Source organism: Yoonia sp., from assembly GCF_017854415.1.
GTDB lineage: Bacteria > Pseudomonadota > Alphaproteobacteria > Rhodobacterales > Rhodobacteraceae > Yoonia.
In genome coordinates, this window is sequence record NZ_JAFMHR010000011.1 from 25764 (window position 1) to 35706 (window position 9943).

Below are 9943 nucleotides of genomic sequence, written 5' to 3' on the forward strand. Positions count from 1 at the left end.
GCACCGCACCGCATCTCGTTACAAAGAGCCAGGTAGTTTTTGGCGACTTTCACGATAAGTCAGAGCGATCACAAAAAGATCGATGGCAGTCAGGATCAAGAGCATTTTGCCGCCAATAGAATACCACTCCATCAGTTGGTAGACGACAAACAAGCCAAGCACCGCAATCGCAGCATGATTGGCCCAACGCACACCTGACAAAAGTGCGCCAACAACGGCAACGTGCAGCAGACCGTGCAGACCGAAATAGATGATGTAAAATGTTGAACTTGAAGTCGGCACAATGCTTGCAAAAGCTAGAATTTGCGTCGCTACGAAATCATTTGGATCTTCTGAAAGCTCTTGCTGCACTAACCACTGCGCAATGACGGGCAGTTTTTCCATGCCACCGAGGTAAAGCGCCAAACTAGTCAGTAGCTGTGTAAGCCCCAAAAAACCCTTTGCCAGAATCGTAATAATGAATAGTCGGTGGGCGCTAAACATGGATCAAGCCTGACATCTCAAACCTACAGCCAATCCCGTAAAATCGGGATCAGTGGCACGTCAGCCGCTGGCATTGGGTAATCCCGAAGCTCATTCGCCTTTACCCATTTCAGCGCTTGGTTCTCGCGTGATTGTGGTGTGCCGTTCCACTTTCGGCAGGCAAAGAGTGGCATAAGTAGGTGGAAATCGTCATAGGAATGGCTGGCGAATGTGAGCGGGGCGAGGCAGGATGCCCAAGTATCTATCCCCAATTCTTCCTGCAATTCGCGTATCAGGGCCGCTTCGGGGGTTTCTCCCGCTTCGACCTTCCCGCCCGGAAACTCCCATAGCCCGGCCATTGATTTACCCTCGGGCCGCTGTGCCAATAACACACGCCCGTCAGGATCAATCAGTGCCACGGCCGACACCAAGACGACTTTCACGACCTGTAGTCTGCGTTGATGGTGATGTAGCCGTGCGTCAGATCGCAGGTCCAAACCGTGCTTCTACCGCTTCCGATTCCCAGATCAACGCCGATCTCGAGCTCTTGATTTTTCATATAAGCGCTGGCTTCATCTTCTGAATAACTCGGCGCGCGCCACCCATTTTCGGCTACTGTGATATCGCCAAACCGGATGCTTAGCCTGTCGCGGTCAGCGGCTGCTCCGGACTTGCCGACAGCCATCACAACGCGGCCCCAATTCGCATCTTCGCCTGCAATCGCAGTCTTCACCAAAGGTGAGTTTGCAATCGATAGTGCCACGCGGTGCGCATCGGCGTCGTCTTTCGCGCCGTTTACGTTCACGGTCACGAACTTTGTCGCGCCTTCGCCATCGCGCACAACCTGATGGGCCAGATCATGCATCACTTCTGACAACGCGTTCGCAAATTCTGCGTTGCCAGTCACGTCAACACCGGACGCGCCTGTCGCCGCCATCATGAGGGAATCAGAGGTAGATGTATCGCTATCCACCGTGATGCAGTTGAAAGTTTTGGCATTCAGAGACGAGAGAAGTGCTTGTAAATCCGCCTGCCCGATCAAAGCGTCCGTAAAGATATAGACAAGCATCGTCGCCATATCAGGCGCGATCATTCCAGACCCCTTGGCGATTCCCGCGATTTTGACGGCCTTGCCATTCACTTGAATTGTCTTGGTCGCACCTTTGGCAAAGGTGTCGGTTGTCATGATCGCACGCGCAGCGGCTTCCATTGCGCCATCAGATTGATTGATGTGCAGCTCTTCGATTTTCGCTGTGATCCGGTCATGCGGAAGCGGTTCGCCGATCACGCCAGTCGATGCGGTAAAAACCCGGTCTTCGGATACGCCGGTTTGGGCCGCGACCCCGGAAGTTAGCGCTTTGACCGATTCGATCCCGCGTCCGCCCGTGAAAGCGTTCGAGTTACCTGAGTTTACAAGAATTGCGGCAGGTCCGCTGGGGTCATGACCCAGTTTGCTTTGGCAATCCAATACAGGTGCAGATCGGGTGGCAGAGCGTGTAAAAACACCTGCCATCGCCGTGCCCGGGGCAAGCAAAGCCAGCATCACGTCGACCCGGTTCTTATGCTTAACACCCGCTGCAGCTGCAGCGAACGTGACACCTGAAATTTCGGGCAGTTCTGGGAAATGTGCGGGGGCAAGGGGGGATATTGTCATGCTCTTAATCCAGCAATTCGACGCGGTCGATCAGATCAGGGTCAAACTGACCTTCCTCTGGCGTGACGATATTTTGTGCGGCGGTTAGTTCGTCCAGGCGAGCGGTGATTGCAAGTTCTTGCAGCTCCGCTGCGAGCTCGCGACGCAGGTCATCTAGCGCAGGACGGGCCTGCACACGGGTTTCATCCAACGTAGCGACATGCCACCCGAACTGCGTTTCGAATGGTTCGCTGACACCGCCAACCGCGAGAGACGTAATTTGATCCTCGAACGCAGGGACCATCGCGCCTGCCCCAAACCAGCCCAGATCACCACCATTTGGCCCCGTTGGGCCAGTGGAGACGTCGCGAGCTACATCTGCAAACTCTTGACCGTCATTGATACGGGCCTTGGCTGCGGCGGCCTCTTCTTGGGTTTCGACCAAAAGGTGCGAGGCCCGGAATTCTTGGACTTCTGCGGCATCCGCAAAGCGCGCGTCATAGGCGACTTGAATGTCGTCTTCTGTGACGGCGCCTTCTGCGATCTCGGAAATAACATCGGCGGCACGCAACGCGCGCAATTCATTTGCGATCGTATAGGTGATCCGGTCGGGCGTATCGCCCAATGCGTCGGACAAAAGTTGCTGTTGGACAAGTTGATCAACTAACCCATCAAAAAGGACTTCGTTGGGGAACTGTGCGTACTGCTGCGGCAGTGCCATGCGGGCAATAATCACTTCACCCATAGTGATCTGGGTTTCGCCAACGGTGGCAACAACGGTGTCGGCTGTGACGTCTTGGGCAATGGCCCCTGTGGACATGGATGCCGCGATTGCCGCAGCACTCAAAAATGTAACATGTTTCAGCATTAAACGTTCCCTTGATAGGCCGCGAATGCCCGCGGCGTTGACACTGTAGGGGTGGCCCCTTACATCACTTTAATGCCTCGAGGAGGCACAAAGTAGATTGATCTTGGCCCTTTCTAAGTGGCCTGCGACGTGCCTACAAGCGACCTCCTCTCAAATAGATGTCAGACAGGCGTAACACGCGCCACCGGAGAAAATATGCTGGGTTTCGGAACGATTGCCAAAAAGGTGTTTGGCACCGCAAACGACCGCAAAGTAAAAGCTGCGCGCCCGTTGGTTGATCAGATCAACGCACTAGAGCCGCAGTTCGAAGCGCTGACTGATGAGGGCATCAAAGAGATGACCCAAACGCTGGCCGAGCGGGCCATGGCGGGTGAAAGTCTTGATGCACTTTTGCCAGAAGCTTTTGCGAACTGCCGTGAAGCTGCCAAGCGTGCGCTCGGATTGCGCGCCTTTGATACCCAGTTGAAGGGCGGGATTTTCCTGCATCAGGGCAACATCTCTGAAATGAAAACAGGCGAGGGTAAAACCCTTGTTGCGACATTCCCTGCTTACTTGAATGCATTGACCGGAAAGGGCGTGCATATCGTCACTGTCAACGACTACTTGGCCAAGCGTGACGCAGAATGGATGAGCAAAGTCTACAGTGCATTGGGCCTGACGACTGGCGTAATCTACCCGCAGCAGCCAGAAGCCGAGAAAAAAGCGGCATATGCCTGCGATGTGACCTATGCCACCAACAACGAGTTGGGCTTTGATTATCTGCGCGACAACATGAAGTCCGAGCTGGACCAGATTTTCCAGCGCTACCACAATTTCGCGATTGTAGACGAAGTCGACAGTATTTTGATCGACGAAGCGCGTACGCCTTTGATCATTTCTGGCCCTGCCCAAGACCGTAGCGAAATGTATGCAACGATTGATAAGATCGTGCCTGGCATTGCCGCCGAACACTTTACCCTTGACGAAAAGACCCGTCAGGTGACGTTCACGGACGAAGGCAATGATTTCCTAGAGGCGCAAATGACCGCCTCTGGGCTGCTGCCCGAAGGTCAAACGCTTTATGATCCAGAAAGTGCGACTTTGGTTCACCACGTAAACCAAGCATTGCGCGCACATAAACTGTTTACCAAAGATAAAGATTACATAGTACGCGATGACGAAGTCGTCTTGATCGACGAATTCACGGGCCGCATGATGGCGGGTCGCCGCTTGTCTGATGGCTTGCACCAAGCAATTGAAGCCAAAGAAGGTTGCGCGATCAAACCAGAAAACGTGACGCTGGCCTCTGTGACGTTCCAAAACTATTTCCGCCTTTACGACAAACTGGGCGGTATGACGGGCACGGCCGCAACCGAAGCCGAAGAATTTCTGGAAATCTACGGTCTGGGCGTCGTCGAAGTTCCGACAAACCGTCCTGTTGCGCGTGTCGATGAAGACGACCAAGTGTACCGGACCGCGCGCGAAAAATTTGAAGGCGTCGTAGCGGAAATCAAAGAAGCCCACGCGACAGGCCAGCCGATCCTCGTTGGTACAACATCAATCGAAAAGTCCGAGGCTTTAGCCGAAATGCTGAAAGCCGAAGGCATCACGTTTAATGTCCTGAATGCACGGCAGCATGAACAAGAAGCGCAGATTATTGCCGACGCGGGTAAACTGAACGCAGTGACGATTGCGACGAACATGGCGGGTCGCGGTACTGACATCCAGCTTGGCGGCAACGTCGAAATGCGCGTGTTGCAAGCGATGGCCACTGATCCAGAGGCTGATATCGAAGCCATTCGTGAAAAGATCGAAGCCGAGGTCGCGGACGAAAAGCAAAAGGTGATTGCCGTTGGCGGTCTGTTTGTTCTTGCGACTGAACGCCACGAAAGCCGCCGAATCGACAACCAGCTGCGTGGCCGCTCAGGTCGTCAGGGTGATCCAGGGCGTTCTGCCTTCTTCCTGTCACTCGAAGACGATTTGATGCGTATTTTTGGGTCCGAACGGCTTGAGAAAGTGCTGGCTGGGCTTGGCATGAAAGAGGGCGAGGCGATTGTGCATCCTTGGGTGAACAAATCGCTGGAACGTGCGCAGGCAAAGGTTGAAGGCCGCAACTTTGACATCCGCAAACAGCTTTTGAAATTTGATGATGTGATGAACGACCAGCGGAAGGTTATCTTTTCCCAGCGTCGCGACATCATGGAAGCCAAAGACCTGTCAGAGGTCACGAAGGACATGCGCGATCAGGTCATTGATGACCTTGTCGATCAATACATGCCACCAAAAACATATGCAGATCAGTGGGATACCCAAGGTCTTTATGCGGCGACAATCGAACATCTGGGCCTTGATGTGCCAGTGATTGATTGGGCCGATGAAGAGGGCGTCGATGACGACAGTATTCGCGAGCGCCTTGAAGAAGCCGCCGACAAATACATGGCCGAAAAGACAGAAGCCTTTGGTGATGAAACCATGCGCAACGTGGAAAAGCAGCTTTTGTTGCAAACCATCGATGCGAAATGGCGCGAGCATTTGTTGACGTTGGAACACTTGCGTCAAGTTGTGGGATTCCGCGGATATGCGCAGCGTGATCCGTTGAACGAATACAAGACAGAAGGCTTTCAACTTTTCGAAAGCATGCTGGATGGTCTGCGTACAGATGTGACGAAGAAGTTGTCCCAGATCAGGCCAATGTCGAAGGAAGAACAAGAGGCTATGGTTGCGCAGATGCGTGAACAACAGGCTGCCGCGCAAGCGGCGGCTGCTGCCGCAGCGGCACCGACAGCCCCTCCAAGCCCCGATGCGCGCCAAGGTTTTGATGAGAACGATCCAAAAACTTGGGGCAACCCGGGTCGCAACGACCTTTGTCCGTGTGGATCAGGTAAGAAATTCAAGCACTGCCATGGTCGGCTTTCGTAATTACGCCGTATCGGTCAACAGCCCTGCTGCGCGAAAGCTAAGTTCGCAGGACTTTCCGATGATTAAATGATCGTGGACGGTTAACCCCAGCGCCTTTGCGGCGGCATCAATCTGGTGCGTCATTTGAATGTCCGCCTGTGAAGGTGTCGGATCACCCGAGGGGTGATTGTGTACCAAAATCAACGCGGCTGCGTTCAATTCTAAGGCACGTTTTACTACCTCACGAGGGTAGACGGGCACGTGATCAATAGTGCCTTTGCCCTGTTCTTCGTCGGCAATGATGACGTTCTTTGTATTAAGAAACAGGATGCGAAATTGTTCGGTGCTGCGGTGCGCCATGGTGGTGTGGCAATAGTCCAGCAACGCATCCCAGCTTGAAACGACGTGTCGTTGCATAACTTTTGCGCGGGACAGACGCTGTGCCGCCGCTTCTATGATCTTAAGCTCTACGGCGACGGCTTCGCCTACGCCGTCGATCGCTTGAAGCTCTTTGATATTGGCGGAAAGCACCCGATTAAAATCGCCAAACGCATCGATCAGGCGTCGCGCCAAGGGTTTGACGTCTTGGCGGGGCAATGCGCGGAAAAGCACAAGTTCCAGCAATTCATAGTCCGGCATCGCCTGCGCGCCGCCTTCAACAAAACGGCGACGTAGGCGCTGGCGATGATCGCGCATGTAGGACGGAAGTCGCCCCTTTGCTACGGGCACAACTTCGGTCATTTCATCTAAGTGTGCAAATAGCGGATGTGCTTCGGCAAATTGGGTCATAGCCCACTATGCCAAAACAATTGTTACGACGTGGTTAACGTCAGCCCTTCATTGAGTCCCAAAAGCTCTTGACTGATGCAAAGAAGCTAGACCCTTGCGGATTATTCTCTTCGCTGAGTTGATCAAACTCTTTCAAAATCTCGCGTTGTCGGGCGGTCAATTTGACAGGCGTCTCAACGGCAAGTTCGATGAACATGTCACCAAGGCCACCGCCGCGCAGTGCTGGCATGCCTTTGCCACGTAAACGCATCTGGCGACCTGATTGCGACCCTTCGGGGACTTTGACGCGGCTACGACCGCCATCAATTGTAGGCACTTCGATCTCGCCACCTAGTGCCGCAGTCGCGATGGATAAGGGAACACGGCAAAATAGATTGCTTGCTTCACGCTCAAACAACGTATGAGTGTTGACCTCGATAAAGATATAAAGATCGCCGGTTGGGCCACCACGCATGCCTGCCTCGCCTTCGCCAGCAAGGCGGATGCGGGTGCCAGTTTCAACGCCCGCAGGGATGTTAACTGACAGCGATTTTTCTTTTTCAACGCGACCTTGGCCATGGCAAGTGGTGCAGGGATCTTTGATCGTCTGGCCCATGCCCGAACAGGTCGGGCAGGTACGTTCAACGGTGAAAAAGCCCTGTTGCGCCCGAACTTTTCCCATGCCGGAACATGTCGGGCAGGTTTGTGGTTCGGATCCGCCTTCTGCGCCGGTGCCGTTGCATGATCCGCATCCAACAGCGGTCGGAACGGTGACCGTCTTTTGCATGCCCGAAAACGCATCTTCTAGGTTAATGCGCAGGTTATAGCGAAGGTCATTGCCGCGTTGTGCTGCACTACGCCGCCCGCCGCCGCCACGCCCGCCCATAAAGTCGCCGAACAGGTCATCAAAGACGTCAGAGAACGCACTACCAAAGTCACCTTGACCGCCACGAGGGCCGCCACCGCCCATACCGTTTTCAAACGCGGCATGACCATAGCGGTCATATGCGGCTTTCTTGTTCTCGTCCTTGAGAACTTCGTAGGCTTCGTTTGCTTCTTTGAACTGCGCTTCGGCGTTTGGATTGTCGGAGTTGCGATCAGGATGAAGTTCTTTCGCCTTTTGGCGATAGCCCTTTTTGATCGTAGCTGCATCGGCGCCTTTGGCGACGCCAAGGATCTCGTAATAATCGCGTTTTGCCATGATGGTTTTCCCTTTGGGAATGAAAAAGACCGGCCCGGTTTATGGGCCGGTCAATTCATAGGCGGCACATGGCCTTAGTTGCCACGCTTCTCGTCATCCAGATCTTCGAAATCCGCATCGAGGATTTCTTCGTCTGCACCGGGTGTATCAGGCTCTACTTCGCCAGCCTCTTCTTGGCTGGACTTATAGATAGCTTCACCCAGCTTCATTGCAGCTTCGGTCACGTTCTGGACGCCGGACTTGATCTTGTCCGCTTTTTCAGTTTCCAGATCATCCTTAAGCGCTGCAATCGCCAATTCGATCGCTTCGATTGTCGTTGGATCAACCTTGTCAGCATGCTCTTCCATCGACTTTTCGGTCGAGTGGATCAGGCTTTCTGCTTGGTTTTTCGCATCTACGAGTTCGCGGCGGTCTTTGTCGGCCTCTGCGTTCTCTTCGGCGTCCTTGACCATTGCTTCGATGTCGTCATCGGACAGACCACCAGAGGCTTGGATCGTGATCTTTTGCTCTTTGCCAGTGCCTTTGTCTTTGGCGCCAACTTCAACGATGCCGTTGGCGTCGATGTCAAAGGTCACTTCGATCTGTGGCAGGCCGCGTGGCGCTGGCGGGATGTTCTCAAGGTTGAACTGGCCTAGCATCTTGTTATCTGCGGCCATTTCACGCTCACCCTGGAACACGCGCAATGTCACGGCGTTCTGATTGTCTTCGGCAGTTGAAAACACCTGAGACTTTTTCGTTGGGATCGTTGTGTTGCGGTCGATCAAACGTGTGAACACGCCGCCAAGGGTTTCGATGCCCAAAGACAATGGTGTCACGTCCAGCAGAACCACGTCTTTGACGTCGCCCTGCAGAACACCGGCTTGAATAGCGGCGCCCATGGCGACCACTTCATCAGGGTTCACACCTTGATGTGCTTCTTTGCCGAAGAACTTTGCAACTTCTTCTTTTACCTTTGGCATACGCGTCATGCCGCCAACCAACACAACTTCGTCGATGTCGGATGTGGACAGGCCCGCATCCTTGAGCGCGTCTTTACATGGCTTCAACGACGCCTTGATCAAATCACCAACAAGGCTTTCCAGCTTTGCACGTGTCAATTTCATAACCATGTGCAGCGGCTGTCCGTTTGATCCCATAGAGATAAATGGCTGGTTAATTTCAGTGCTGGAAGAAGATGAAAGCTCGATCTTTGCTTTTTCAGCGGCTTCTTTCAAACGCTGCAGCGCCATCTTGTCTTTGGTCAGGTCGACCTGGTTCTCTTTTTTGAACTCGCCGGCCAAGTAGTTGACGATGCGCATGTCAAAGTCTTCACCGCCAAGGAACGTGTCACCGTTGGTGGATTTCACTTCGAACAGGCCGTCGTCGATCTCGAGGATGGTAACGTCGAATGTACCGCCGCCAAGGTCATAGACAGCGATTGTCTTGCTGTCTTTTTTATCAAGGCCGTAGGCCAACGCAGCCGCTGTCGGCTCGTTGATGATGCGCAGCACTTCGAGGCCCGCGATCTTGCCGGCGTCTTTGGTTGCCTGACGCTGGGCGTCATTGAAGTACGCAGGAACAGTGATAACCGCCTGTGTCACTTCTTCGCCAAGATATGTCTCGGCGGTTTCTTTCATCTTACCAAGGATGAACGCAGAGATCTGGCTAGGCGAATACTTTTCACCTTTGGCTTCGACCCATGCGTCGCCATTGCCGCCATCGACGATCTCGAACGGCATGTTCTTTTTCTCTTTGGCGAGGTCCTTGTCGTCAAAACGACGACCGATCAGACGCTTCACAGCAAAGATGGTGTTTTCTGGGTTGGTCACAGCCTGGCGTTTTGCAGGCTGACCGACAAGGCGTTCATCGTCGGTGAAAGCAACGATAGACGGCGTTGTGCGCGCGCCTTCGGCGTTTTCTACGACACGTGGCTTAGCGCCATCCATGATCGCGATGCAAGAGTTGGTAGTTCCGAGGTCGATACCAATAACTTTGGCCATTTTTCAAATCCCTTTATTTTAGGCGGTTTGAGCAGCGCGAACCCACTTTCGGCACCCGCGCCAGTTACATGTCTGAAGTCCGGGCATGTCGCCCAAAAACTTTGATCTTGGCGTATATAGGGATGCGGAATTGGGGCTGCAACCGCTAGAAGGTC

Annotated in this window: 8 protein-coding genes; 1 reads left to right on the plus strand and 7 read right to left on the minus strand. The window is 53.7% G+C overall.

The genetic code is table 11. The annotated features are described in order from the left end of the window. Positions 1 to 18: 18 nt before the first annotated feature. The 4 genes from QZ197_RS02655 to QZ197_RS02670 are packed head-to-tail and all read right to left on the minus strand — an operon-like array spanning position 19 to position 2963. A complete protein-coding gene (locus QZ197_RS02655) occupies positions 19 to 483 on the minus strand; it encodes a DUF2127 domain-containing protein (RefSeq protein ID WP_296429765.1) in 465 nt (154 codons plus the stop codon). A gap of 23 nt (positions 484 to 506) precedes the next feature. After that, on the minus strand, positions 507 to 905 hold the full coding sequence (mutT, locus tag QZ197_RS02660) for an 8-oxo-dGTP diphosphatase MutT (protein ID WP_296429767.1): 399 nt from the start codon (positions 903 to 905) through the stop codon (positions 507 to 509). Next, the gene (gene argJ / locus QZ197_RS02665; protein WP_296429771.1) at positions 902 to 2116 is read right to left on the minus strand and encodes a bifunctional glutamate N-acetyltransferase/amino-acid acetyltransferase ArgJ; all 1215 of its coding nucleotides are present in this window, start codon (positions 2114 to 2116) and stop codon (positions 902 to 904) included. Before argJ ends, mutT begins: the two co-directional genes overlap by 4 nt. 4 nt (positions 2117 to 2120) lie before the next feature. Next, the gene (locus tag QZ197_RS02670; protein WP_296429773.1) at positions 2121 to 2963 is read right to left on the minus strand and encodes a peptidylprolyl isomerase; all 843 of its coding nucleotides are present in this window, start codon (positions 2961 to 2963) and stop codon (positions 2121 to 2123) included. Positions 2964 to 3158: 195 nt separating this feature from the next. On the opposite strand from QZ197_RS02670, the gene secA reads away from it, so the two are divergent. After that, a complete protein-coding gene (secA, locus tag QZ197_RS02675; RefSeq protein ID WP_296429776.1) occupies positions 3159 to 5861 on the plus strand; it encodes a preprotein translocase subunit SecA in 2703 nt (900 codons plus the stop codon). Here secA and radC read toward each other — a convergent pair whose 3' ends face one another. The 3 genes from radC to dnaK all read right to left on the minus strand — a co-directional run bounded on the left by radC (position 5862) and on the right by dnaK (position 9788). Then, positions 5862 to 6629: a DNA repair protein RadC gene (gene radC, locus QZ197_RS02680; RefSeq protein WP_296429779.1), complete on the minus strand. Its 768-nt coding sequence runs from the start codon at positions 6627 to 6629 to the stop codon at positions 5862 to 5864. It lies immediately after the preceding gene. Between the two features lie 40 nt (positions 6630 to 6669). Then, positions 6670 to 7809, minus strand: coding sequence for a molecular chaperone DnaJ (gene dnaJ / locus QZ197_RS02685; protein ID WP_296429782.1), 1140 nt, complete (start codon positions 7807 to 7809; stop codon positions 6670 to 6672). 74 nt (positions 7810 to 7883) lie between these two features. Beyond that, positions 7884 to 9788, minus strand: coding sequence for a molecular chaperone DnaK (gene dnaK / locus QZ197_RS02690; RefSeq protein WP_296429785.1), 1905 nt, complete (start codon positions 9786 to 9788; stop codon positions 7884 to 7886). Between the last annotated feature and the right edge of the window lie 155 nt (positions 9789 to 9943).

What these genes read in the sequence shown, in the direction of transcription:
- QZ197_RS02655 (WP_296429765.1), bottom strand. Translation starts at nt 483, where the DNA reads ATGTTTAGCGCCCACCGACTATTCATTATTACGATTCTGGCAAAGGGT.
- argJ (WP_296429771.1), bottom strand. Translation starts at nt 2,116, where the DNA reads ATGACAATATCCCCCCTTGCCCCCGCACATTTCCCAGAACTGCCCGAA.
- QZ197_RS02670 (WP_296429773.1), bottom strand. Translation starts at nt 2,963, where the DNA reads ATGCTGAAACATGTTACATTTTTGAGTGCTGCGGCAATCGCGGCATCC.
- secA (WP_296429776.1), top strand. Translation starts at nt 3,159, where the DNA reads ATGCTGGGTTTCGGAACGATTGCCAAAAAGGTGTTTGGCACCGCAAAC.
- radC (WP_296429779.1), bottom strand. Translation starts at nt 6,629, where the DNA reads ATGACCCAATTTGCCGAAGCACATCCGCTATTTGCACACTTAGATGAA.
- dnaJ (WP_296429782.1), bottom strand. Translation starts at nt 7,809, where the DNA reads ATGGCAAAACGCGATTATTACGAGATCCTTGGCGTCGCCAAAGGCGCC.
- dnaK (WP_296429785.1), bottom strand. Translation starts at nt 9,788, where the DNA reads ATGGCCAAAGTTATTGGTATCGACCTCGGAACTACCAACTCTTGCATC.